The sequence below is a fragment of the Flavobacterium panacis genome (genome assembly GCF_024649945.1).
In the GTDB taxonomy this organism is placed as follows: domain Bacteria; phylum Bacteroidota; class Bacteroidia; order Flavobacteriales; family Flavobacteriaceae; genus Flavobacterium; species Flavobacterium panacis.
The window spans coordinates 953,014-977,922 of record NZ_JANKMS010000001.1 but is presented as its reverse complement, the minus strand read 5'-3'; the positions used below and the strand labels follow the sequence as shown (position 1 = coordinate 977,922).

The window sequence follows — 24,909 nt, the reverse complement described above, 5'->3', positions numbered from 1 at the left end:
AATGCTTACTTTATTTTCTTTGATTTTTATTCTTCTGTAATTCGAATATTTTTCGGAGCAAGAACCGTGTCTACATCTTTAAAATAATCAATCAGTACATTTCTAAGCTTATAGTTCAAGTCGAATTTTTGAGTGCCTTTAGCAAAGAAAGTCATACTGTCACCACCATTTGCTAAATAATCATTGGTAGCAACATAATAAGTTTTATTTAAGTCAAGTGGCTTGCCTTGTACCATAATATTTTTTGCAGTATTGTCTTTTGTAATTGTAAATGTCATTCCAGACAATGGCTGAGGTTTTTTCTCTTTAATAATATAAGCCGCAATATCCTGGATTTGTTCTCCTTTTAGGGCTATCACAACCAAATTGTTTTCAAAAGGCATAATTTCAAAAGCTGTTCTTGTTGTAACATTTCCTTTAGGAAGAATAGCGCGAATACCACCATGATTTAAAAGACATAAGTCAATATCTTTATTCTCACGAGATTTAAAAACAGTGTTTCCTTTTTGTAGACAAACATCAGCGAGTAAGCTTCCAATACTAGTCTGCCATTTTCCAGTGCTTTTGTCAAGCGTTTCAGGACAATATGCTAATACATTATCCAAATCCTGATTGATATGATCACGATACGGTTTTATAAAAGCTTCAATTGCTGGAGTTTCACCAATTTTTTCAGTAATAGGAAGCTGTTTTCCTTCGATTTTGTTTAAATTGTAGTTTTTAGGGCTACAGGAGAATATGAAAAATGTTAAGAATATAACAAAAAGTTTTAAAAATACGTTATACTTTTTTAGTTTTACCATTTTAAATGCAACTTAAATAATTAATTTTGTAATCTGGTAAAAGTACTATGTTTTTGAATTATATAAAGGAATTTTTTGTAAAAAAATCATTAAAAAATAACTTAAGTGATGTAAAAAATGAAGTCTTTTCAAACAACGTTCAAACAATTGGTTTATTGATAGATGAAAGTAATTTTAGTCATTCAGAAGCTTTAAAAAAGGAGTTAACTATTCACGGAATTGCTTCAGAAAACATAAAAGTTGTTGCTTTCAATGCAAAATTCAAGAAAAATGAAACGTATTTACGACCTACTTTTGGTAAAAAACACATCAATTGGAAGGGGGAGATTTCAGAAGACTTTTTAAAAGAATTCATAAATGAGGATTTTGATCTTTTGATAAGTTATTATGATATAGAAAATACAATTTTGATGATGCTCACAAGTAAATCAAAAGCTAGATTTAAAGTTGGATTTTCCGCAGTAAACAACGATTTGAATCGTTTAATGATAAATACGGAACTAGAAAACTATAAACTATTCGTTTCAGAATTGTTTAGGTATTTAAAAAATATAAAATAAATTATAATTAAAAATATGCAATCATTAATAGGAACAGGAGTTGCACTTGTAACGCCATTTAAAAAAGATTTTTCAGTTGACATTGAGGCTTTACATAGAATTGTAAATTTCTCTATTGATGGAGGAGTAGAATATCTTGTTGTTATGGGTACGACGGCTGAAAATGCTACTCTTACAGCAGAAGAGAAAGAATTGGTTATAAAAACTGTAATCGATGTAAATAAAGGAAGATTACCGCTGGTTTTAGGAGTTGGAGGAAACAATACTATGCAGATTGTTGAAGAATTAAAAACAAGAGATTTTTCTGCTTTTGAAGCAATTTTATCTGTTTCTCCATATTATAACAAACCTACACAAGAAGGAATTTATCAGCATTTTAAAGCAATTGCTGAAGCTTCTCCAGTTCCAGTAATCTTATATAATGTTCCAGGAAGAACTTCAAGTAACATGCTTCCTGCAACGGTAGTTCGTTTGGCTAATGATTTTGAAAATGTTGTAGCAATTAAAGAAGCTGCGGGTGATATGGCTCAGGCAATGCAGATTATTAAAAATGCTCCAAAAGATTTCTTAGTAATTTCTGGAGATGATATGTTGGCATTACCAATCGTTTTAGCAGGTGGAGCAGGAGTAATTTCTGTTATTGGACAAGGTTTTCCAAAAGAATTTTCAGAGATGATTCGTTTAGGATTGAATAAAAAAGCGGCAGACGCTTTCAAAACACATTACTTTTTATCAGACAGTATCGATATGATTTTTGAGCAGGGAAATCCAGCTGGAATCAAGCAAATCTTCCAAGCCCTTGGAATTGCAGATAATACTGTTCGTCTTCCGTTAGTTTCGGTTGATGATTCTCTAGCTGCAAGATTAAATGAGTTTGTAAAAAACAGCATTAAATAATTGTTAAAGTGTTAGTATTTTAAGATACTAAAAAATTATTTTGCAGTCGCTAAATTAATAACTAAATTTGCCACCGAAACTTCGGTGTGATTTTGTTTTGGCAAATTGTCTAAGAGATCATAATAAAAGTAAATAAATGAAGAAAATAGTATCATTATTAATAGTTGTTGCCCTTTTTGCTTCTTGTGGAGAATACCAAAAAGCTTTAAAAAATGAAGATGTTGCAGCTAAGTTTGAAGTGGCAACAAAAATGTATGATGCTGGTAAATACAATAAAGCGATTCGTCTTTTTGAGCAGTTAGCACCTTCTTATAGAGGAAAACCTCAAGCAGAAAAGCTATTTTATATGTTTTCTCAATCGTATTACAAAACCAAACAATATTATTTAGCTGGTTACCAGTTTGAAAGTTTTGTTTCAGGTTATCCACGAAGCGAAAAAGTACAAGAAGCAGCTTTTTTAGGTGCATATAGTTATTCAAAATTAGCTCCAGTTTACAGCTTAGACCAAGCTGATACTGTAAAAGCATTAGAGAAATTACAAGCTTTTATTGATAATTACCCAAATTCAGAATATTTGGCACAAGCTAATGAAACTGTTCAAGTATTAAATGGTAAATTAGAGAAAAAAGCATACGAAAATGCTAAAGGATACAATACCATTTCAGATTTTAAATCAGCTTTAGTAGCATTTGATAATTTTATCGCTGATTTTCCTGGGACACCTTTTAAAGAAGATGCGTTGTTTTACAAATATGATTCAGCATATCAGTTAGCAATTAATAGTGTGCCTGCTAAAATGGAAGAACGTTTACATGTGGCGCAAACAGCTTATGCTAATTTGATAAAATTTAAAAGCGACACAAAATACAAAGTTAAGGCAGAAGAAATGAATGCCAGAGTTGAAACAGATTTACAAAAATTTACTAAATAAATAAAAGTCATGGATTTAAAAAAGACGAATGCTCCTGTTAACACAATAACTTACAATAAAACAGTTATTGAAGAGCCAACAGGAAATGTGTATGAGGCAATTACCATTATGGCTAAAAGAGCAAATCAAATTAATTCAGAGATTAAAAAAGAATTGACTGAAAAATTAGAAGAGTTTGCTACTTACAATGATAGTCTAGAGGAAGTTTTTGAAAATAAAGAGCAAATCGAAGTTTCTAAATTTTACGAAAAATTACCAAAACCACACGCTTTAGCTGTTCAAGAATGGTTAGACGGTAAAACTTACCACAGAAGTTCAAACAAATAATAGTACAATGTCAGTTTTAAACGGTAAAAAGATTTTACTGGGAGTTTCCGGTGGAATTGCAGCCTATAAAACAGCCACTTTAGTACGACTTTTTATAAAAGCAGGTGCACATGTCCAAGTGATCATGACACCTGCTTCTAAGGATTTTGTAACCCCACTTACATTATCTACTTTATCAAAAAATCCGGTACATTCAAGTTTCTTTAATCAAGACGATGAAGAAGCAGTTTGGAACAATCACGTAGAATTGGCTCTTTGGGCTGATATTATGCTGATTGCACCTGCGACTGCCAATACTTTATCTAAAATGACAACAGGAAACTGCGATAATCTTTTAATCGCGGCCTATTTATCTGCAAAATGTCCAGTGTACTTTGCTCCTGCAATGGATTTGGATATGTATAAACATCCTTCAACTTTATCTAGTTTTAGTGCTTTAAAACAGTTCGGAAATATTATGATTCCAGCTGAAACAGGTGAACTTGCAAGTGGTTTGTCTGGAGAAGGACGAATGGCAGAACCAGAAAATATAGTTGCTTTCTTAGAAGCTGATTTAGAAAGTAAACTGCCTTTAAAAGGAAAAAAAATACTAGTTACTGCCGGGCCAACATACGAAGCTATAGATCCTGTACGTTTTATTGGAAATCATTCTTCAGGAAAAATGGGGTTTGATATTGCTAATGAGGCTGCAAATTTAGGTGCTGAAGTTTTTTTGATTGCTGGGCCAACACATTTTAAAGCTAAAAATGCTTTGGTAAAGGTCGTAGATGTTGTTTCTGCTCAGGAGATGTATGATGCCTGTCATTTGTATTTTAATGATGTTGATGTGGCTATCGCGGCTGCGGCTGTAGCAGATTATAAACCTAAATTTGTTGCAGATCAAAAGATTAAGAAAAATGCTGCTGAATTTTCGATAGAACTTGAAAAGACAAAAGATATATTGTCTTCATTAGGAGCGATCAAGAAAAATCAGTTTTTGATTGGATTTGCATTGGAAACTGAAAATGAAATTGAAAATGCTAAGTTGAAAATTCAGAAAAAAAACTTAGATTTGATTGTTTTAAATTCCTTACAGGATAAAGGTGCCGGTTTTAAAAAAGAAACCAATAAAGTCACTTTTATTGATGAAAATTTTGAAATTGAACCAATGGAATTAAAATCAAAAGAATCGGTAGCAGCTGATATTTTGAATAAGGTGATGCTTCATTTTTCAAAATAAAAGTTTGAGATATACGCCGAAAACAGAAATGGAAATCATTTGTGTTTATAAAATTAAATTTTAGAAGAGTATGAATAAGATAGTTGCACTGTTGGTATTTTTGAGCTTTGGTTTTGTGCAGGCGCAACAGCTAAATTGTACAGTAACTATTAATACAGAACGACTTACGAATCCGAATAATCAGGTTTTTAAAACACTGCAGACTTCTTTGTCTGAATTTGTCAATAAAACAGACTGGACTGGTTCGACCTTAAAGCAGAATGAAAGGATTAATTGTTCGATGTATATTACTTTGTCGTCCAATAGTTCAGATCAATTTACAGGAACCATTCAGGTTCAGTCTTCAAGATTGATTTTTAATTCTACTTATTCATCTCCTGTTTTAAATTATAACGATAAAGATTTTAATTTCAGATATACAGAATACGAACCATTATTGTTTAATCCAACTACTTACGATTCGAATTTGGTTTCTGTAATCTCTTTTTATTGTTATCTAATTTTAGGTATGGATGCCGATACTTTTCAGATGGGAGCAGGTAATCAATACCTTCAAACGGCACAAAATATTGCCAGCGTTGCACAACAAGGCGGATTCAAAGGTTGGAGTCAGGCAGACGGAATTCAGAATCGTTATTATTTGATTAATGATATGATAGCGCCAACTTATAGTGATTTGCGTCAGACAATGTATGCTTATCATACTGGTCTTGATGGAATGAGTCTTGATTTGAAAGCGTCTAAAGAAAAAATAAAAACTTCGTTAATGCTTATTGGTAAATTAAATTCGGTGAAGCCTAATGCTTTTATTACCCGAGTTTTCTTTGATGCCAAATCAGATGAGATTGTTTCTATTTTTTCTGGTGGACCAAGTATTACAATTACAGATTTAACAGATGTCTTAAATAAAGTTTCACCGTTAAATTCTACTAAATGGTCACAGATTAAGTATTAATTCTGTGTCATTTTAAAAATCTTCTCTAACTTTTTATTTTATAAAATTGCCCTATGATTACGTCACTGTCAATTAAAAATTATGCGCTTATTGAAAAACTGGCTATAGATTTTTCTAAAGGTTTTTCTATAATTACGGGTGAGACGGGAGCGGGAAAATCCATTATTTTAGGCGCTATAGGATTGGTTTTAGGAAAAAGAGCGGATCTTACTTCTTTAAAAAATAAAGAAGAAAAGTGTGTTATTGAAGCGCAATTTGAAATTGGAAAATACAATCTAAAAGAGTTTTTTGAAGCTAATGATCTGGATTATGAAGAGGAGACAATCATTAGAAGAGAGATTTTGCCTTCTGGAAAGTCTCGTGCTTTTATCAATGATAGTCCTGTAAATCTTCAGGAACTTCAAGATTTGAGTTTGTATTTAATTGATATTCATTCGCAGCAGCAAACTCAGGAATTATCAGATGAAAATGTACAATTCAAAATTATTGATGCTATTGCAAATAATGCAGAAATAATTACTGAATATCAAAAATTGCTGAAATCTTACAAATCAGATAAATCAAAACTAAATACTTTGTTGAAAAAACAAAGTGATGCAGGAAAAGAGCAGGAGTATCATACTTTTTTATTGAATGAATTGGTTGCTGCTCAGTTGAAGTCTGGCGAACAGGAGGAATTAGAAGCAGACTACGAAAAATTGAATAATGTTGAGATCATTAAAGAATCTCTGGATAAATCTTTAGCAATTGCGAATGAGGAACAGTTTGGTGTTTTTCATAATTTAAATGAAATTAAAAATGCATTGCAAAAAGTAGCTCTTTTTTCTCCAGAATATCAAAATTTATTTGAAAGAGTTAGCAGTTTGACTATTGAGTTTGATGATGTTTCTAAAGAGTTGGAAAGTTGTTCAGAAAAATTATTAAATGATCCTGTACAATTAGAATTGGTAAGTCAAAAATTGCAACTGATTTATAATTTACAGAAAAAACATCAAGTGAGTTCTGTAGATGATTTGCTTCAAATTCAGTCAGATTTAGGGAATTCTTTGTTGGAGCTAGATAATATGGATGAGGAAATAGCTTCGTTATCTAAAATTATCGAAGAAAAAGCAATTGAGCTTAATGATTATGCTTCTAAAATACATGGTAATAGAGTAAATGCAATTCCTAAATTATCGGAACAATTAGTTGCAATTTTAGAAACGTTAGGAATGCCGAATGCTCGTTTTAATATGGAGTTACAGCCTTCTGAGACGTATTTCCAAAATGGAAAAGATGAATTGCAATTCTTGTTTTCTGCCAATAAGGGAACTGATTTTGGATTGTTGAAAAAAGTAGCTTCTGGTGGAGAGATGTCTCGTATTATGCTTGCTGTAAAGGCTATTTTGGCAAAATATTCAAAACTTCCGACTTTGATTTTTGATGAAATTGATACAGGGGTTTCAGGAGAAATAGCAATCAGAATGGGGGAAATTATGAAAGAGATGAGTAATACCATGCAGATTTTTGCTATTACACATTTACCGCAAATTGCCGCAAAAGGAGACTCGCATTTCAAGGTTTCCAAATCGACAATTGGTGATGATACACAGTCTGAATTGAAACTTTTATCACAAGAAGACCGAATTATCGAAATTGCTCAAATGTTGTCTGGAGCTAATGTTTCTGATTCGGCTCTAAATCATGCAAAAGAATTATTGAATTAAAACACAATGGAAAGTTTAAGTTTTTACGAGAATCAGTTTATAAAAGCGGATGCCTTAATATCTGAAGGGAATTCTGCAGATGCAAAAGAATTGCTAGAGGAAATCCTGTCTCAATATCCTGATTTTGGAAAAGCCCACAATCATTTAGGTTGGATTTATTACAACAAATTAAGTGATTACGAAAAAGGAATTTATCATTATAAATTGGCAATGAAATTTGATCCTAAATACGCTGCGCCATATTTAAATTATACCTATTTGTTGATTGATATTGGAAGATATGCTGAAGCAAAAGTACATATTAATAATACTTTGTCTGATTTGGAAAATGCTGATAACTCTTCTTATAACAGTGAATTAGGGAGAATGGCGGAATATGAAGGCGATTATTCGTTGGCTTATAATTATTATAAAGAAGCTAATAAATATGCTTTAAACCCAAATTTTATTGACAATATGAAGGCTAATATGAAAAGGGTTAAGGATAAAATGTCTACTTTTGAAAAATTAAAACTGAAATTCAAATAATACAAAAAAATAATTGCAAGATGATTATAGAACCTAGAATGAGAGGATTTATTTGTTTGACTGCCCATCCAACGGGAGCTGAGCAAAATGTAAAAAATCAAATCGAATACGTAAAATCAAAAGGAGAAATTGCTGGACCTAAAAAAGTTTTGGTGATTGGAGCTTCTACAGGTTTTGGGTTAGCTTCAAGAATTACTAGTGCTTTTGGTTCTGATGCTGCTACAATTGGAGTGTTTTTTGAAAAACCACCAGTTGAAGGTAAAACAGCTTCTCCAGGATGGTACAATTCTGCAGCATTTGAGAAAGAAGCTCACAAAGCAGGTTTGTATGCGAAAAGTATCAATGGTGATGCTTTTTCAAACGAAATAAAAAGAGAAACATTAGACTTAATCAAAGCTGATTTAGGACAAGTTGATCTTGTAATTTATAGTTTAGCTTCACCTGTTCGAACAAATCCAAATACAGGTGTTACACATCGTTCAGTTTTAAAACCAATTGGACAAACTTTTACAAACAAAACAGTTGATTTTCATACTGGAAAAGTATCAGAGGTTTCAATTTCTCCTGCAAACGAAGAAGATATTGAAAACACTGTAGCTGTTATGGGAGGTGATGATTGGGCTATGTGGATTGAAGCTTTGAAAAGTGAAAATTTATTGGCAGAAGGAGCTACAACTGTTGCTTATTCTTATATCGGACCATCTTTAACAGAGGCGGTTTATAGAAAAGGAACTATTGGTCGTGCAAAAGATCACTTAGAAGCTACTGCATTTACAATTGGGGATTCTTTAAAATCTATTGGAGGAAAAGCTTATGTTTCTGTAAACAAAGCTTTGGTAACTCAGGCAAGTTCTGCAATTCCGGTTATTCCATTGTATATTTCTCTTTTATATAAAATCATGAAAGAAGAAGGAATTCACGAAGGTTGTATCGAACAGATTCAGCGTTTGTTCCAGGATAGACTATACAACGGTTCTGAGGTTCCTGTTGATGAAAAAGGAAGAATCAGAATTGACGATTGGGAAATGCGTGAAGATGTTCAGGATAAAGTGGCTAAACTTTGGTTAGAAGCTACAACAGAAACGTTGCCTGAAATCGGTGATTTGGCAGGATATAGAAATGATTTCTTGAACTTATTCGGATTCGAAGTTCCTGGTGTTGATTACAATGCAGATACAAACGAAGTTGTTGAAGTAGAAAGCATCAAATAACAATATTTTACTTTAGTAAAACAGAAAACCATCAATCAAAAGTTGATGGTTTTTTTGTTAATATACCGTATCTTTGTTAAAATTTTAAACAATAAAAAATTACCCTTTAAAAACTGCACATTCTGCTATGATTTTTTCTTTAATTATACCCGTGTATAATCGTCCAGATGAAGTTGATGAGCTTTTAGAAAGCCTCTCAAAATCTGATTATAATGAAGCTTTTGAAATTGTTCTTGTCGAAGATGGATCTTCAGTCCCGTGTCGGGATGTGGTGATGAATTATCAGGGAAAATTAAATATATCATATTATTTTAAAGAGAATTCCGGACCAGGAGATTCCAGGAATTTCGGAATGCAGAGAGCTAGAGGAGATTATTTTATCATTTTTGACTCCGATTGTATTATTCCTTCAAATTATTTAACAGAGGTTCGTAAAGAATTGGATAGGGAATATGTAGATTGTTTTGGAGGTCCAGATAAAGCTTTAGATAGTTTTTCTAATATTCAAAAGGCAATCAATTTTGCTATGACCTCTTTCCTAACTACAGGTGGAATCAGAGGTGGATCTGAGAAAATAACTAAATTTCAGCCGCGTAGTTTTAATATGGGGATTTCCAGAAAAGCTTTCGATGCTTCAAAAGGTTTTGGAAACATTCATCCAGGAGAAGATCCCGACTTGTCTATTCGTTTATGGAATTTAGGATTTGAAACCAGATTGTTTTCTGAGGCTTATGTGTATCATAAAAGAAGGATTGATTGGGAAAAATTCTCTATTCAGGTAAAGAAATTCGGTATCGCAAGACCTATTTTAAATAGCTGGTATCCAGAACATAATAAGCTAACGTTTTTCTTTCCAACTGCATTTATATTGGGTTTATTATTAGCTTTTTTATTGTTAATTTTCAATATTGATATTTTATTACAATTATATTTCGTATATTTCGTTATAGTTTTTCTTACAGCAAGCGTTCAAAATAAAAGTATAAAAATTGGATATCTTTCTGTGATAGCAGTGTGGAAACAATTCTATGGTTATGGAACTGGATTTTTACAATCTTTCATAAAAATAATTGTATTGAAAAAGAAACCTCAGGAAGCTTTTCCACGTATGTTTTTTAAAGTATAAGAATGACAAAAGTTATTGGGCTTACAGGAGGAATTGGCAGTGGTAAAACAACTGTTGCAAACTATTTTGAAGAAATGGGAGTTCCTGTTTATATAGCAGATAACGGAGCCAAAACAGTAATGCAGTCACAAGAGATTGCTGAAGAAGTAAAAACTGCATTTGGTCATGACATTTTTGATGGAGAAGTTTTAAATAGAGCAAAATTAGCTCAGATAGTTTTTAATAATAAAGAAGAATTAGCAAAGTTAAATGCAATTGTACATCCGGCTGTAAAAAGAGATTTTGAAAAATGGATGTTGGGATATAAAAGCTGTGAATACGTTGTTTATGAAGCAGCTATTTTGTTTGAAAGTGGTCGTTACAAAGATTGTGATATAATTATAACGGTTACTGCTCCGGAAGAAGTGAGAATCGAAAGAGTTATAAAACGAGATAACACTACAAGGGAACAAGTGTTGAGCAGAATGAAAATGCAATGGAATGACGAAAAACGAATTTCTAAGAGCAATTTCGTGATTAATAACAATAATCTTAAAATTGCTAAGGAAGAAGTTGTTAAAATTCTTAAAATTTTAAATATAAAACAAAATCAGTCTTAAATGTTAATATTTGGTTAATGTATTATTTAGTATATTGTTAAAATATTAATTTTGTTTCGATGAATAAATTATTTTTTAGAATACTTGTTTTATTGATGAGTTTGTCCTTAATCGGGATAATTCTGGTTCAAGTATTTTGGTTCAATTCTTCGTTCAAGAATAATGAAGAGCAATTTAAATACCACGTTACTCAAGTAATTGGAAATGTTGCAGATAAACTGGAACAACAAGAAGAGTACAGTTTCTACGACAAATACAACCGTATCAAAGACAGTACGGGTAAAATTCCAAAAAAAGAAGATTTACTGGAAGTACTTTATGTACAAAGAAATCCAAAGACAAATAAAACAATTGTTTATACTAGTACTTTGACATCTGAAGACTATGATATCAATGGATCTCTTTTTAATAAAAAGTTCAGTAGCGAACGTTTTAAAAATTTCAGTTCAAAAAGAATAACAGAGGTTTATAATAACAATAAGGGAATTGATAATAATAATTTAGAACAAAGTATTATTCCGGATCTTAAATTTGAAAAATCTGGAAGTTTAGATATTTTAAATAAAGTTCAACAGCAAATTCAATACAAAGATATTGCTGCTTTAACTCCAATTGAGGGAAGAGTAACAAAAGACAAGCTTTATAAATTATTGAAGAAAGAGCTTGAAGAATATGAGGTTAAAACTAAGTTTGAATTCGGAATATACAGTAGTGGAGTTCCAACAAAGATTAAATCTGATGGATTTCATTCTTTAGACAAAGAAGCAACCTATAGTATTCCGATTTATACTGACAATGAAGGAAATAGTAGATACGAGTTGTCTGTTACATTTCCAAATAAAAAGAAATTTTTATTATCTGAATTATTAAGTATCACTATTTTATCTATAGTTTTTACATTAATTATTATCGTGGCATACACGAGTGCATTAAATCAATTACTGCGTCAAAAACATATTTCTGAGATCAAAACAGATTTTATCAACAATATGACGCATGAGTTTAAAACTCCGATTGCAACGATAAATTTAGCATTAGATGCTATTAGAAATCCAAGGATTATTGAAGATAAAGAAAAAGTTTATCGTTATCTACAAATGATTAGGGATGAAAATAAAAGAATGCATGCTCAGGTAGAAAATGTTCTTCGTATTTCTAAACTAGAAAAGAGAGAACTTGATATTACAAAAGAGCCAACTGTAGTTACTGATATTATTGACGATGCAATTGAACATGTGAATCTGATTTTAGAAGACAGACAAGGTACAGTAGTAAAACATTATAATGCTGCAAGAACAACCTGTTTGATAAATGAAGTTCATTTTACAAATGTTTTAGTTAATATTTTAGAAAACGCTATTAAATACTCTCCAGATGTTCCAGAGATCGAAATCTTTACTGAAAATGTAAAAGATATGATTCTGATAAAAGTACGAGATCACGGACTGGGAATGAGTAAGATAGCTCAAAAGCGAGTTTTTGAAAAGTTCTATAGAGAACATACGGGAGATTTGCACAACGTAAAAGGTCACGGTTTAGGTTTGGCCTATGTAAAAAGAATTGTAGAAGACCATAATGGTCAAGTATATGTAGAAAGCGAAAAAGGAAAAGGTAGCACCTTTATAATAAAAATACCATTAATAAATTAAAATATGGAAAATACTAACAAAAGAATACTTTTAGTAGAAGATGACCTAAATTTTGGGGCAGTTCTTAAAGATTATCTAATGTTAAATGACTTTGAAGTTACTTTAGCTAAAAACGGTATGGAAGGTTTCGAAAAATTCAAGAAAGATGTATACGATTTATGTATTCTTGATGTAATGATGCCATATAAAGATGGGTATACTTTAGCAAAAGAAATTAGAGAAAAGAACAGTGAAGTGCCAATTATCTTCTTAACAGCTAAATCTATGAAAGAAGATGTTTTAAAAGGATATAAAGCTGGTGCAGACGATTATTTAAATAAACCTTTTGATTCAGAAGTTCTTTTAATGAAAATTAAAGCAATCATTCAAAGAAAATCGGCTGATACAAAAGCAGAACAAGTACAGTTCGAATTTAATATTGGTAAATTCCATTTAAATTCAAAATTGAGATTCTTGACTTTCCAAGATGAAGAACCAATTAAATTGTCTCCAAAAGAAAATGAATTGCTTAAAATGCTTATTCTTCATGAAAATGATTTAATGCCGAGAGAATTAGCTTTAACAAAAATCTGGAGAGACGACAACTACTTTACTTCAAGAAGTATGGACGTTTACATCGCAAAATTGAGAAAATACCTAAAATCTGATGAAGATGTTGAAATCTTAAATATTCACGGAGAAGGTTTCAGATTAGTGGTAAAAAGCAAAGTTTCTGAATAATTAATTCATCGAAAAACATATAAGCTCTGAGAAATCAGGGCTTTTTTTATGCAATAGATTGAAATTTTTTTAATTTAATTTATTGAAATTAATTTTGGTTTAATTGTTTGAATTTTAAGTGTTTATTCTTGGTTTTAAAAGGCTTGAAAATGTTACTGAATTTTATTTTGATGAATTTTCTTTAAAATTATTTGGAAAATCAAAAAAGTATTATGAATATTTGCACACGAAAAAATTAATAACCCTTTAAAAACGAAGAAAAAATGTTTGTACTTACATTGACATCTCAGAGCTTTACACCAAACGGATTTGGTGAAGCAATTCTTCGTGGCTTATTTCAATCTTAGAAATATAATTTTAGATATATAAAAAAGCCCGAAGACAATAAGTTTCGGGCTTTTTTTATTCTAGACTCTTCAAAATTTTCCCGAAAATCGATTTTTAGAATTTATCCGTGAGGATAAAAGGTTAAGCCTATTTGGCTGTTAATTTAATGCACGATAATTTTTTTATGGAAAATTATACGGTAGAGGAGTATGCTTTGTGTACTCGTTTTAAAAGTAAAAGAAGAAAAAAAAGAGTAGTAAAAGAAGATTTTGAAAAACAATTAATTCAGTTAAGAAAACTTGAAAAAGAACTTTGGAACAAACGACAAGATTTACCGTTAGTTCCTCTGGAAGTACCCTATCAAAAAGGCTGGCAACGTAATTTCAAATTAAGAGAAGATGTAGCCAGATCAAGTGAAGCTACATTTTACAGCGAATTATTGGAAAAAATAAACACATGGCAGTTTTCTCCCGAAAAATCTTTTAAGAGAAAGAAAAAACGAAAAAGGAGAGGTGTTTATGTTGAAAAAATCCAAACTGTAAAAGAGTTTTCAGAGTGGGAATGGAAAAGTTCAAAACTCGAATTGACCGAAAAAGAAAAAGCGCATTTTTATAAAAGAGAACGTTGGTGCAGCAATTGCAAACGATACAAAATTCATTATGTATTCAACGAACCTTGGCGTTATGTTCTGCGTGTGAGTCCTTACATGATTACGCATACAAAAATGGTCGATTCAGATTTAGAAAGTCAAATTAAGCTTATTGATAATTATATTGATAATCATAATCTGAGAGATAAAATAAACAGATTAATGCACGGCGGTTCTCATACATGGAGTTACTATGAAAAAGAAAACCCAAAAGAGATAAGTCCAATTAAAAATAAAAGTTTGCATGCATTGTATCAGCAATATGCAGATGAAATGATAGAACATCATGGGAAATAAATTATCTGGAAAAGACTTAATTAAATTAGGTTTTCCAAAGAACAATTCAATAAACATCGCCTTAGGGCAGATAAATAGATATAGAAAAAGAGAAAAAAAGGAATCTATTCTAACAGAAGCAAAAGATGTACTGCTAAATCCTGAAAAATACGAAGGAAACGGAACTTGGGGCAAAGTTGCCGAAGGTTTAATCAAACCAGTACAAGTAAGAATGCATCAGCTTAAAACAACGAGAGCGCCTTTTACCATTTTTGGTGAAAATGAAATTGATCAGCAGGCAAAATTTCAATTATATGATTCATTGAAATTACCAGTTTCAGTTGCTGGAGCTTTAATGCCAGATGCGCATTCTGGTTACGGATTGCCAATTGGTGGGGTTTTAGCGACTGATAATGCGATTATTCCGTATGGAGTTGGTGTGGATATTGGTTGCAGAATGAGTCTTTCAATTTTTGATTTACCAGCTTCTCATTTTAAAGGGAGAGAGCATCAATTAGAAGCAATTCTAAAAGACAATACGAAATTTGGAATGTATGAAGCGCATGCTTCAAGAGTCGATCACGAAGTATTTTATAAAAGCGAATTTCAGGATATTCCATTACTGAAAAATCTTTTACCAAAAGCTTACAAGCAATTGGGAAGTTCAGGTGGAGGAAATCATTTCGTAGAATTCGGAATCGCAAAAATCGATAATCCTGAGAACGAATGGAAATTAGAAAAAGGTGAATATTTTGCCGTTCTATCACACAGCGGTTCACGCGGATTAGGCGCTAACATTGCAAAACATTACACGTATTTGGCAACAAAACAATGTCCGTTACCAAAAAATGTACAGCATTTAGCTTGGCTAGATTTGAATACGCACGATGGTCAGGAATATTGGTTGGCAATGAATTTAGCTGGTGAATATGCAAAAGCTTGTCACGATGATATTCACAGAAGAATTGCCAAAGCGATTGGAAAAAGAGTAGTGGTAACAATAGAAAACCATCACAATTTTGCTTGGAAAGAAATGGTAAACGGTCAGGAATGCATTGTGCACAGAAAAGGAGCAACGCCAGCTGGTGAAGGTCAACTTGGAATTATTCCTGGTTCGATGACAGCGCCGGGATTTATTGTGAAAGGAAAAGGAAATGCAGAAAGCCTAAATTCAGCTTCGCATGGCGCTGGACGTTTGTTTTCTAGAGCGAAATGTAAAAGTAGTTTTACGCAAAGTCAGATTAAAAAAGAATTGAAGAAACATGATGTGACTTTGATTGGTGGTAATATCGACGAAGCTCCAATGGCTTACAAAGACATTGAAAAAGTGATGACAAACCAAACCGAGTTAGTAGAAGTTTTAGGAACATTTACGCCTAAGATTGTTAGAATGGATCGCTAAAAATTAAAGATCATGGAAAGATTTCAAGACGAAAATAAATGGCTGGGAAGCTTTTATAATGAGATTTTGGTTAAATGCCCAAAATGCGAATCGAAAGCGGTTGTGAAAGAGGAATTAAAAGAAAAATGCGAATGTGGAAGATGTCACAATATGGTTTTTGAATGCAAAAATTGTTTTTACAAAATAAAAGAACCTGTGTATCAATACATAGCTTATGGCAAGGAATATTGCAATAATTGCTTCGAAAAATTCGATTACCAATCTCAGCCTTTAAAGGAAAAACCTTTAACATACAAAACGAAATGTCCTCATTGTGATTTTCAGGAGGAATGGAAAACAAAAACGTATAGAGTTAAAGAAGAATCGAAAGCAGATAATGGTTTAGCAAAAGATATGTGGTATGATTTGCCTCTTTGGTTTCAGAAAGAAATTAACGGAAACTTATTTTGGGCATATAATATGAATCATATCGATTATCTCGAAAGATACATTACGGCAGATTTGCGAGAAAGAAACAATGACGGGAGTGCTAATGGAACGATGGTTTCGAGACTTCCGCAATTTGTAAAAGCAGCGAAAAACAGAGAAAAGCTGCTCAAAATTTTAAAGAAATGGAAAGAATAATTCAGATAACAGCGGGTCGCGGACCTGCAGAATGCACTTGGGTTGTGGCCCAAGTGCTTAAAAAAGTGCTAGAAGAAGCGCAAGAACATAAACTAGAAATAGTTTTACTGCAAAGAGAAGCAGGAACTGAAAACGGAACTGTAGAAACGGCATCAATTGCTGTAAAAGGAAAAAATGTTGACCAGTTTGTGGATTCATGGATTGGAACAATTCAATGAATTGGCCAAAGTCAGTTTAGGAAAATGCACAAACGCAAAAACTGGTTTATCGGTATTTTTGAAGTTGAACAACAGAAAAACAATTCGTTTTCAGAAAATGATATTCAGTATCAGGCGATGAGAAGCTCTGGAGCGGGAGGACAGCATGTAAACAAAGTGAGTTCTGCGATTCGAGCGACTCATATTCCGACAGGAATTGCAGTTGTGGCGATGGACAGCAGGTCGCAACATCAAAACAAAAAACAGGCAACAGAAAGATTAATTAAAAAACTAGAAGACGAGAAATTACTACAGCTTAAAAATCACGTAGGAAAGCAATGGGAAAATCAGCTAAATGTACAGCGTGGAAATCCAGTTAGAGTTTTTATCGGAAGTGATTTTAAAAAGAATAAAGTAGAGAAAAGCTACAAAGGAACTCGTCAGAAATTAAAAAACGATTTACGAAATGAAGACAACTGATAAATATCTTTTTCAGGCTTTGGATAATTATCCGTTTTGGCTGGAAGGAACAATTGAATCTTTGGATTATGCTTCTTCTTATGATGATAAAAACACGATGGTTTTGTGTTTGTACGGAAGAATTCAAGCAGAACAATTAATGAATTATGAGGAAGCGAAATCTTATTTTCAACAGGCTTTAGCAATTAATATCCATGCGCTTGAAGTATATCCGTATTACTTGAAAACTTTGATTTTGAATGAAGATTTCGAAGAGGCGCAAAAACTTATTGATTTTGCTTTGACAGTTAAAGGGATCAATAAATCGGAGATTTATGTCAAAAAAGCGGTTCTTTTGGAAGTGCAGCATCAATTTAAAGATGCTTTAAAAGAAATTAAACAGGCGAAATTATATTCGATTCAACACGATTATGACTCCGGAATTAGTGAAGTTGAAAAACGAATTAAAGACAAAGTTGATTTGTTGAAAAAGAAGAAACCTAAAAAGGATAAGAAAAAATCTAAAAAGAAATCGAAATGATTTTAACAAAAAACGATGCAGTTCTGCGGGAATTACATCGTTTTTTTTATTTTTTTGTTTGCCACGAATTACACGAATTTTCGCTAATTGTTTTTTTGCCACAGATTAAAACAATTTTTGAAGATTTTTATGAACAGAATTTTTAAAATAAATAATTCAAAGTTTTAAAAATTAGTGGGAATTCGTGTAATTCGTGGCTAAAAAAAAAATCATTTAGAATCTTTTTAATCAGTGGCTTAAAATTTATTTCCAATGCAATTCTAAAGCAAAACAATTTTTATCCCCTTTCGTAATGCTGAAAGTTGTCGCTGAATGATCTTCATTGTCATTTTCATGAATAACGACTTGATCGTTTAGAGAAAGCTCTTTTAGGAAATTCATTTCGAAGCTTTTTACTTCTTGTTTTAGAATTCTTTTTACGTCAACATGATCCAAACACCATTCTAAATATTTTACATTATTAGCATGATTTACAATGTCTAAATCTGATAAATAAACTGTTTTTTCGAAAACTGATTCTTTTTCGGGATTAATGTTGATTCTAGAAAATCCTTCCACTGTCGCTCTGTTGTCTGGGAATAACTCAAAATGTTCAAAAGGCAAAGCCAAAGCTTCTGGACGACGTGCTTTGGTGTTGAAAACAGCCCAATAAGTTTCACTTCCCACAATCTTTTTGCCGTTTACATACATTTCAAGCGCACGAACTGAACGTGAATTTTCAAGGCTATTGATCCATGTTTTTACCGTGACAACATCTTGCCATTTTGGTAAAGCGGTTATCTCGACACGCATACGGCTTAAAACCCACGCTTGATCAAATTCCTGCATGTCCGTAAAGCTGATACCGCCCACTTCTGAATGTGCTGCGGCTGTCAGTTGTAAAAGATTGCATAAATCGGTATATTTTAAATAGCCATTTGGCGTACATTGTGTAAAATTAATTTCCCAGTCTTTGCTTAAAACGGATGTGAAATTTGGTGATATTGGCATTTTCTAAATTTAGATTTTAGATTGTTGATTTTAGATTTTTGAAGGAGAGAACAAAGAATATAGAACAAAGAGAAAAGATTATTTTGTTTTATCTTCAATGTAATTTATAATTTGTTTTCTATCTAGCGCATAATCAAACCATTTGGTGTTTTCATTTCGTTTGAACCACGTTAATTGTCTTTTTGAAAATCTGCGTGTGTTCTTTTTTATTTCTTCAATTGCGAAAGGCAAAGTGAATTCTCCTCCAAAATAACTAAATAATTCCCTATAACCGACCGTTTGTAAAGCATTTAACTCTTTGTTAGGATAAAGTACTTCTGCTTCTTTAAGTAAACCTTCATTCATCATGATGTCTACACGCTGGTTGATTCTGCTGTAAATGATTTCTCTATCGGCGTCTAAACCAATTAAAATAGGAGTGAAGTTTCGATTGTTTTTCTTAAGATTTAAAAAGGAAGAATATGGTTTTTGCGAACCAATACAAACTTCGACAAAACGCATCATTCGTTGTGGGTTTTGCAAAGTCTGAGGATTTTCGATTTTTATTTTTTGATAATAATCTGGATCTAAGTTTTGTAATTGTTCTTGAAGATATTCGATCCCGAGCTTTTCGTAATTTGAATTAACTTCGGTTCTGACTTCTGGAGCGATTTCTGGGAATTCATCAAAGCCTTTTAAAACGGCATCGACATATAAACCTGATCCGCCAATTAGAATGGCAAAATCATTGTTTTGGTACAATTCTTCTAATTTTAAAAGCGCTTCTTTTTCGTAATCGCCAACTGTATAATTTTCAAAAATTGATTTGTTTTGAATGAAATGATGTTTGGCAACGCTTAATTCTTCCTGACTTGGAACGGCGGTTCCAATCGTCATTTCTTTGAAAAACTGACGGCTGTCGCAAGAGATAATCTCGCATTTAAAATGTTGTGCCAAAGCGATACTTAGGGCAGTTTTCCCGATAGCTGTTGGTCCGACAATGGTAATTAGGTACTTCATATTTTTTAGCCCAGATGGAAATGGAAACCCCGGACTTATATTTGTTTGTTTTTTTTGGAATAAAAGAGCGACCAACGGAAGCTCCTTTTATGACTTTAAAAAACAACAAAGATAAGGAGGAGTTGTAATGTACAGCTGGATTAGCTTCATAAATTAATTATTGGGTAATGTTTTTCCGCATTGGTAGCAGTATTTTGCATTGTCAAAATGAAGTTGAGCATTGCATTTCGAACAGGTTCTTTTTCCGCTTACGGAGCTATTTTTAAGGCTTGCTTTGGCAAATTCTGCTGTTACTATACCCGTTGGAACTGCTATGATTCCGTAACCCATAATCATGACAAGTGATGCGAGAAATTGCCCAAGCGGTGTAATTGGCGAAATATCTCCATAACCAACCGTGGTAAGTGTTACGACAGACCAATAAATGCTGACTGGAATGCTGGTAAAACCGCTTTCTTTGCCTTCGACAACGTACATTAATGCACCAATGATAACGGCACTTATTACGACAAAATAAATGAAAACAAGGATTTTTTCTTTACTAGCCTGCAATGCTTCTTTGAGCTGGTACGATTGATGGGAAATTTGCGGAATATGCAGAATCTTGAATAATCTGAAAAAACGCAGTACACGCACAATGGTCAAAACATTTGTAGCAGGAAAAAAGATTGACAAATACATTGGTAAAATTGCCAGTAAATCTATGATTCCATAAAAACTGAAAACGTATTTTACTGGTTTTTGAATTGCAATTATTCTTAAAACATATTCTAAAGTAAAGAATGCAGTGATAATCCATTCACAAATTAGAAGTTGATGGTGGTATTTATGATTAATACCTTCTACGGTATCGAGCATTACCAATAATACGCTTAATAATATGAGTCCGAGGAGAACCAAATCGAACATTCGGCCCAAAATGGTGTTTGTTCCGTAGAGAATGATTTTGATTTTTTCTCTAAAAATCTCGTATTTTGATTTGTTTTTTGTCATATCGCGAAGATACGTAAAGTTAATCGTATTAAAAATGCATTATTTTTAATGACCTGCTTTTACGAATGTAGCTTTGAATGATGTTTTTTACGTCTCGATTGTGCTGCATAGGAATTAGAATGTTTTTAAGGATATCGATATTTGTGATTTGATAATTCAAATCGTAGTAGGCGTAGCCTTTGTAAGTTCCGTCTTCTATCAAGATAGCACTTCTTTCGTTTACATTTCTACCTCTGTCGATTAAGATCATACTTTTATTTTCGAAACTGTTTTCTGAAATAAATTGCTGTACTCTTAAATTGTAAACTTCAGGTGTGATTTCTCCAATACAAGCACCATCACATTCTTTGATGGTATACTGAAAACATTCTTTTTTGGTTTGGTATAAGCCTGTTAATTTTTGACACAAATGATATTTGGCTGTGAATCTAAAAAGAGCATTTTTGCCATCTTGTAAAGAAGCAAAAGAGGTAATTTCTTTTTTTCGTCCGTCGGCTTTCTCTAATTTTAGGTTAATATATCCATTTGCATCTTTTTCAGCGTATAGAGCAAAAGGGAAAACGGTTTTCTTTTGTGAACGATTATATTTTGGACGGTTTATTTTTACTTCCTGACTTTCTTTTAAAAGCGCAATTAATTCGCTACCAGTTTCGTCGTAAGTAACTGTAAAAACTTCTGCCTGAATTCTTTTGCTTTTGGTTGTAATTCCGGTAAAATGCTGGTTGACTCTCTTTTTGATATTTTGGCTTTTGCCAATATAAATCAACGTGCCAGCTTCATTATAAATATAATAAACGCCAGTTTTGGTCGGCATTTGGTTTAAAATATCTAAGAATTTTGGAGAAATTCCTTTTTCGACCTCTAGTTTTATAAAATCTTTTACGATTGTTTTCTCGGTGTCTTTTTCTAAAAGCATTTTGAACAGCTTTGTTGTAGCCATAGCATCTCCGCTCGCACGATGTCTGTCTGCCATTGGAATTCCAAGAGCACGTACCAATTTTCCTAAACTGTAAGAAGGCTGTTCTGGAATTAGTTTTTTTGCTAATTCGACTGTACAAAGTGTTTTAGCTTCGAAATCGTAGCCCAAACGGCGAAATTCTGTACGAAGAATTCTGTAGTCAAAAGAGGCGTTGTGAGCCACAATTACGCAATCTGAAGTGATTTCGATAATGCGTTTGGCTACTTCATAGAACTTTGGCGCCGACTGTAACATCGCGTTATTGATTCCAGTCAGTTTTACTACAAACGGCTGAATCGGAATTTCGGGATTTACAAGACTGATGAATTGGTCAACTACTTCATGCCCATCAAATTTATAGATGGCGATTTCGGTAATTCCTTCTTCATTAAATTGTCCTCCAGTGGTTTCTATGTCTAGTATTGCGTACAAATTAAGTGTCCAGTCTCAGTTTTTAGTAATCAGTTAAAATCTATTGTAGTTTAGCGCCCGCCAAAAATGCTGCTTCCAATTCTCACCATTGTGCTGCCACATTCTATGGCTAATTGATAATCGCCGGACATTCCCATTGATATAGTATTCAGTAGGCAGTTTTCAGTTTTCACTGTTTTAGCAGAATCAAAAATAGATTTTAAATGTGTGAATTCTTTCTTTATTTGGTTTTGGTCTTCGGTGAAAGTGGCCATTCCCATTAAACCTAAGATACGAATATTTTTCAATTCTTTGAACTCTGTAGAAGTTAAAAGTTCATTTAATTCTTTTTCGTCCAAACCGAATTTAGATTCTTCTTCAGCAATATAAATTTGAAGAAGACAATCTATAATTCTGTTGTTTTTTAAAGCTTGTTTATTGATTTCTTGTAATAATTTCAAACTGTCAACACCATGGATCAAAGTGACATAAGGTGCCATAAATTTGACTTTATTCGACTGAACATGACCAATCATATGCCATTGGATATCCTTTGGCATTTCTTCCCATTTCTCCGTCATTTCCTGAATTTTGTTTTCTCCAAAAATTCGCTGACCAGCTTCATAAGCTTGCATCAAATCTGAAACAGGTTTTGTTTTGGAAACGGCAACTAGAGTTACGTGTTCAGGTAAAGTTGCTTTAATTGTATTTAAATTCGATTGAATCGACATGATATTTCTTTTTTATGAAAGAATAAACTGCTTCGAAATTTTCTCTGCTTTTTTACTTTCGCTATAATCGTAAAAACCTTCTCCAGATTTAACTCCTAATTTTCCAGCTCTAACCATATTTACTAAAAGCGGGCAAGGAGCATATTTTGGGTTTTTGAATCCGTCGTACATTACATTAAGAATTGCAAGACAAACGTCAAGTCCTATAAAATCGGCTAATTGAAGTGGTCCCATCGGATGTCCCATTCCTAATTTCATTACGGTGTCGATTTCGTAAACCCCAGCAACTTTATTGTATAACGTTTCAATTGCCTCGTTTAGCATTGGCATTAAAATTCTGTTTGCCACAAATCCCGGATAATCATTTACTTCAACTGGAACTTTACCTAATTTTTCAGATAAAGTCATGATGATTTTAGTTACTTCATCACTTGTGTTATATCCGCGAATGATTTCAACCAATTTCATAATCGGCACCGGATTCATAAAGTGCATTCCGATAACACGCTCAGGATGTGCTACAACTGCTCCAATTTGTGTAATTGAGATAGAAGAAGTATTGGTTGCTAAAATCGTATTATGTGAGCAATATTCATTTAATTGTTTAAAGATGTTCAGTTTCAATTCTACATTTTCAGTTGCAGCTTCAACTACTAAATCAACGCCTACAACGCCGTCTTTTATATCGGTATACGTAATAATATTGGTGATTGTTCTGGCAACATCTTCTTGTGTAATGGTGCCTTTAGATAACATTCTATCTAAATTGGCTGCAATAGTTGCCATTCCTTTATCTAATGATTTTTCAGAAACGTCAATTAATTTTACAGTAAAACCGCTTTGCGCAAAGGTATGCGCAATTCCGTTACCCATTGTTCCTGCTCCAATTACAGCTATTGTTTTCATATTTTGATAGATATTTTTTTATGATTTAGCCACGAATTCACCAATTTATTCGTGAATTCGTGGCTAATTTATTTTTTTTGAAATTTACTTATTTATTGAAACAGTCAATAATTTGGTAAGCCACTCTTAATGCATCTGTAGCTTGCTCCAATGTTACAACTGGCGTAGTATCAGTATTGATTGCATTTGCAAAAGATTCTAATTCGTCCAAAATAGCATTATTTTGCTCAACATCTGGATTAGTGAAATAGATTTGTTTTTTTACACCTTCGGCATTTTGAAGAATCATATCAAAATCTCCAGGAACTTCTGGCGCATCCTTCATACGAACCACTTCGCATTTCTTTTCTAAAAAGTCAACCGAGATGTAAGCATCTTTTTGAAAGAAACGGGATTTACGCATGTTTTTCAATGAAATTCTGCTCGCAGTTAAATTTGCAACGCATCCGTTTTCGAATTCAATTCTAGCATTCGCAATATCTGGAGTGTCACTAATTACGGAAACACCACTTGCATGAATGTCTTTTACTTTTGAATTCACAACACTTAAAATCGCATCAATATCATGAATCATTAAATCTAAAACCACAGGAACGTCAGTACCACGCGGATTAAATTCGGCCAAACGATGCGTTTCAATAAACATTGGATTTTCGATCATGTTTTTTGTAGCAATAAAAGCGGGATTAAAGCGCTCTACGTGACCAACTTGTCCTTTTACATTGTATTCTTTGGCTAAAGCAATAATTTCTTCAGCTTCTTCTACAGTATTGGCGATTGGTTTTTCAATAAAAATATGTTTTCCAGATTTGATTGCGACTTTTGCACATTTGTAATGTGAAAGTGTTGGAGTAACAATATCAATCACGTCGACAGCGTGAATGAGTTTTGCAATTGTGCTGAAGTTTTTATAGCCAAACTCTTTTGAGATTCTTTCGGCATTTTCTTGATTTTCGTCGTAAAATCCAACTAATTCGTATTGGTCAGATTGTTGTAATAAGCGTAAATGTATTTTACCAAGATGACCAGCACCTAAAACTCCTACTTTTAACATGAGAATGTATTTTAAACAAAAATATAATTTATTTGTTTAACGTGAAAATGAATTTAGCGAATTGTGAAATGTGAGTTGTGAAATGTTTAATTGTTAGTCGTTGGTTGTTGGTCGTTATTTGACTGTCGTTGGTCGCAAATTGCATTTTCAACTTAAAGCTA

The 24,909-nt window shown here is 32.7% G+C and carries 25 protein-coding genes and 1 pseudogene; 18 read left to right on the top strand and 8 right to left on the bottom strand.

Annotated features, from left to right (window positions below; genetic code table 11):
* Positions 1 to 26 precede the first annotated feature (26 nt).
* Positions 27 to 803 carry a 5'-nucleotidase C-terminal domain-containing protein gene (locus NQQ59_RS04185; RefSeq protein ID WP_144213911.1) on the bottom strand — a complete coding sequence of 259 codons (777 nt, stop codon included), beginning with the start codon at positions 801 to 803 and terminating at the stop codon, positions 27 to 29.
* A 47-nt stretch (positions 804 to 850) separates the two neighbouring features.
* Here NQQ59_RS04185 and NQQ59_RS04180 point away from each other — a divergent pair, with 47 nt between their 5' ends.
* From NQQ59_RS04180 to NQQ59_RS04095, 18 genes and pseudogenes are all read left to right on the top strand, one after another.
* Positions 851 to 1,363: a DUF6913 domain-containing protein gene (locus NQQ59_RS04180; RefSeq protein ID WP_144213909.1), complete on the top strand. Its 513-nt coding sequence runs from the start codon at positions 851 to 853 to the stop codon at positions 1,361 to 1,363.
* Between the two features lie 15 nt (positions 1,364 to 1,378).
* Positions 1,379 to 2,260 carry a 4-hydroxy-tetrahydrodipicolinate synthase gene (gene dapA, locus NQQ59_RS04175; protein WP_144213907.1) on the top strand — a complete coding sequence of 294 codons (882 nt, stop codon included), beginning with the start codon at positions 1,379 to 1,381 and terminating at the stop codon, positions 2,258 to 2,260.
* 136 nt (positions 2,261 to 2,396) lie between these two features.
* Positions 2,397 to 3,191 (top strand): outer membrane protein assembly factor BamD, encoded by a 795-nt coding sequence (locus NQQ59_RS04170; protein WP_257698138.1) that lies wholly within the window; start codon positions 2,397 to 2,399, stop codon positions 3,189 to 3,191.
* Between the two features lie 9 nt (positions 3,192 to 3,200).
* Entirely contained in the window at positions 3,201 to 3,518 is a 318-nt protein-coding gene (locus NQQ59_RS04165) for a DNA-directed RNA polymerase subunit omega (RefSeq protein ID WP_008463064.1), read from the top strand.
* A 7-nt stretch (positions 3,519 to 3,525) separates the two neighbouring features.
* Entirely contained in the window at positions 3,526 to 4,737 is a 1,212-nt protein-coding gene (gene coaBC / locus NQQ59_RS04160) for a bifunctional phosphopantothenoylcysteine decarboxylase/phosphopantothenate--cysteine ligase CoaBC (RefSeq protein WP_144221480.1), read from the top strand.
* A gap of 70 nt (positions 4,738 to 4,807) precedes the next feature.
* Positions 4,808 to 5,692 carry a type IX secretion system protein PorD gene (gene porD / locus NQQ59_RS04155; protein ID WP_144213903.1) on the top strand — a complete coding sequence of 295 codons (885 nt, stop codon included), beginning with the start codon at positions 4,808 to 4,810 and terminating at the stop codon, positions 5,690 to 5,692.
* A 53-nt stretch (positions 5,693 to 5,745) separates the two neighbouring features.
* On the top strand, positions 5,746 to 7,398 hold the full coding sequence (gene recN, locus NQQ59_RS04150) for a DNA repair protein RecN (protein WP_144213902.1): 1,653 nt from the start codon (positions 5,746 to 5,748) through the stop codon (positions 7,396 to 7,398).
* Positions 7,399 to 7,404: 6 nt separating this feature from the next.
* Positions 7,405 to 7,926 carry a tetratricopeptide repeat protein gene (locus tag NQQ59_RS04145; RefSeq protein ID WP_144213900.1) on the top strand — a complete coding sequence of 174 codons (522 nt, stop codon included), beginning with the start codon at positions 7,405 to 7,407 and terminating at the stop codon, positions 7,924 to 7,926.
* Between the two features lie 20 nt (positions 7,927 to 7,946).
* Entirely contained in the window at positions 7,947 to 9,137 is a 1,191-nt protein-coding gene (fabV, locus tag NQQ59_RS04140) for an enoyl-ACP reductase FabV (RefSeq protein WP_144213898.1), read from the top strand.
* Between the two features lie 127 nt (positions 9,138 to 9,264).
* Complete coding sequence (locus tag NQQ59_RS04135; RefSeq protein WP_144213895.1) at positions 9,265 to 10,263, top strand: glycosyltransferase; 999 nt, start codon at positions 9,265 to 9,267, stop codon at positions 10,261 to 10,263.
* 2 nt (positions 10,264 to 10,265) lie between these two features.
* Positions 10,266 to 10,862, top strand: a complete 597-nt coding sequence (gene coaE / locus NQQ59_RS04130; RefSeq protein WP_144213893.1) for a dephospho-CoA kinase — start codon at positions 10,266 to 10,268, stop codon at positions 10,860 to 10,862.
* 59 nt (positions 10,863 to 10,921) lie between these two features.
* On the top strand, positions 10,922 to 12,511 hold the full coding sequence (locus NQQ59_RS04125; protein WP_144213892.1) for a sensor histidine kinase: 1,590 nt from the start codon (positions 10,922 to 10,924) through the stop codon (positions 12,509 to 12,511).
* 3 nt (positions 12,512 to 12,514) lie between these two features.
* The gene (locus NQQ59_RS04120; RefSeq protein WP_012025443.1) at positions 12,515 to 13,231 is read left to right on the top strand and encodes a response regulator transcription factor; all 717 of its coding nucleotides are present in this window, start codon (positions 12,515 to 12,517) and stop codon (positions 13,229 to 13,231) included.
* Between the two features lie 511 nt (positions 13,232 to 13,742).
* Positions 13,743 to 14,504, top strand: a complete 762-nt coding sequence (locus tag NQQ59_RS04115) for a hypothetical protein (RefSeq protein WP_144213890.1) — start codon at positions 13,743 to 13,745, stop codon at positions 14,502 to 14,504.
* Entirely contained in the window at positions 14,494 to 15,885 is a 1,392-nt protein-coding gene (locus tag NQQ59_RS04110) for an RtcB family protein (RefSeq protein ID WP_144213888.1), read from the top strand. The genes NQQ59_RS04115 and NQQ59_RS04110 overlap by 11 nt, the downstream gene beginning before the upstream one ends.
* A gap of 12 nt (positions 15,886 to 15,897) precedes the next feature.
* The gene (locus tag NQQ59_RS04105) at positions 15,898 to 16,509 is read left to right on the top strand and encodes a hypothetical protein (protein WP_144213886.1); all 612 of its coding nucleotides are present in this window, start codon (positions 15,898 to 15,900) and stop codon (positions 16,507 to 16,509) included.
* Positions 16,497 to 17,186: pseudogene (prfH, locus tag NQQ59_RS04100) on the top strand (peptide chain release factor H). Before NQQ59_RS04105 ends, prfH begins: the two are co-directional and overlap by 13 nt.
* Positions 17,173 to 17,706: a hypothetical protein gene (locus tag NQQ59_RS04095; RefSeq protein WP_144213882.1), complete on the top strand. Its 534-nt coding sequence runs from the start codon at positions 17,173 to 17,175 to the stop codon at positions 17,704 to 17,706. The pseudogene prfH and the gene NQQ59_RS04095 overlap by 14 nt, the downstream one beginning before the upstream one ends.
* 243 nt (positions 17,707 to 17,949) lie before the next feature.
* Here NQQ59_RS04095 and NQQ59_RS04090 read toward each other — a convergent pair whose 3' ends face one another.
* From NQQ59_RS04090 to NQQ59_RS04060, 7 genes are all read right to left on the bottom strand, one after another.
* Positions 17,950 to 18,696, bottom strand: a complete 747-nt coding sequence (locus tag NQQ59_RS04090) for an acyl-[acyl-carrier-protein] thioesterase (RefSeq protein WP_144213880.1) — start codon at positions 18,694 to 18,696, stop codon at positions 17,950 to 17,952.
* A gap of 78 nt (positions 18,697 to 18,774) precedes the next feature.
* Positions 18,775 to 19,695, bottom strand: coding sequence for a tRNA (adenosine(37)-N6)-dimethylallyltransferase MiaA (gene miaA, locus NQQ59_RS04085; protein WP_144213878.1), 921 nt, complete (start codon positions 19,693 to 19,695; stop codon positions 18,775 to 18,777).
* A gap of 153 nt (positions 19,696 to 19,848) precedes the next feature.
* Positions 19,849 to 20,688: an ion transporter gene (locus tag NQQ59_RS04080; protein WP_144213876.1), complete on the bottom strand. Its 840-nt coding sequence runs from the start codon at positions 20,686 to 20,688 to the stop codon at positions 19,849 to 19,851.
* A gap of 28 nt (positions 20,689 to 20,716) precedes the next feature.
* Complete coding sequence (locus NQQ59_RS04075; RefSeq protein ID WP_144213874.1) at positions 20,717 to 22,078, bottom strand: exonuclease domain-containing protein; 1,362 nt, start codon at positions 22,076 to 22,078, stop codon at positions 20,717 to 20,719.
* Between the two features lie 50 nt (positions 22,079 to 22,128).
* Entirely contained in the window at positions 22,129 to 22,788 is a 660-nt protein-coding gene (locus NQQ59_RS04070; RefSeq protein ID WP_144213872.1) for a YggS family pyridoxal phosphate-dependent enzyme, read from the bottom strand.
* A gap of 12 nt (positions 22,789 to 22,800) precedes the next feature.
* Positions 22,801 to 23,694, bottom strand: coding sequence for a 3-hydroxyacyl-CoA dehydrogenase family protein (locus tag NQQ59_RS04065; RefSeq protein ID WP_144213870.1), 894 nt, complete (start codon positions 23,692 to 23,694; stop codon positions 22,801 to 22,803).
* A gap of 88 nt (positions 23,695 to 23,782) precedes the next feature.
* On the bottom strand, positions 23,783 to 24,748 hold the full coding sequence (locus tag NQQ59_RS04060) for a Gfo/Idh/MocA family protein (RefSeq protein ID WP_144213868.1): 966 nt from the start codon (positions 24,746 to 24,748) through the stop codon (positions 23,783 to 23,785).
* Positions 24,749 to 24,909 lie beyond the last annotated feature (161 nt).